The sequence below is a fragment of the Wohlfahrtiimonas larvae genome (assembly GCF_002006755.1).
GTDB lineage: Bacteria > Pseudomonadota > Gammaproteobacteria > Cardiobacteriales > Wohlfahrtiimonadaceae > Wohlfahrtiimonas > Wohlfahrtiimonas larvae.
Genome location: NZ_MVDO01000278.1, coordinates 1 through 310, shown reverse-complemented (window position 1 = coordinate 310; position 310 = coordinate 1). Strand labels below are relative to the sequence as shown.

The following is a 310-nucleotide window of genomic DNA, read 5'->3' as shown; positions in this document are numbered from 1 at the left end:
TGGATGGATCACGAGCTGTACCGCCTTTTGTGTCTGTTGTACTTGAAACTAAACCTGGTTCAGCAAAGCCCAATTGTTCAATGATTTGATCTTCACAAGTATCAATATCAACTTCAGATAAAAAACCTGTTGGCGTTGATAGTCGTGCGGCCCACTCATACTGAACTTGTGGTGTGACTGCAAACTTCAAGCCTTTTTCAACTACTTCAGTTGAAACATTATTGATTTCTGCTTGTCGATCAGCGTATGCATTTAAGCAATTAATGGTTTCTTGTTTTAAAGCCATTGTGTATTTCCTTAATAATTGATT

General features: G+C 37.7%; 1 protein-coding gene. It reads right to left on the bottom strand.

All coding sequences use genetic code 11. The features are described 5' to 3' along the window. The coding region (locus BZK14_RS13040) for a P2 family phage major capsid protein (protein WP_171973749.1) at positions 1-286 on the bottom strand (286 nt) is incomplete at its 3' end. Positions 287-310 lie beyond the last annotated feature (24 nt).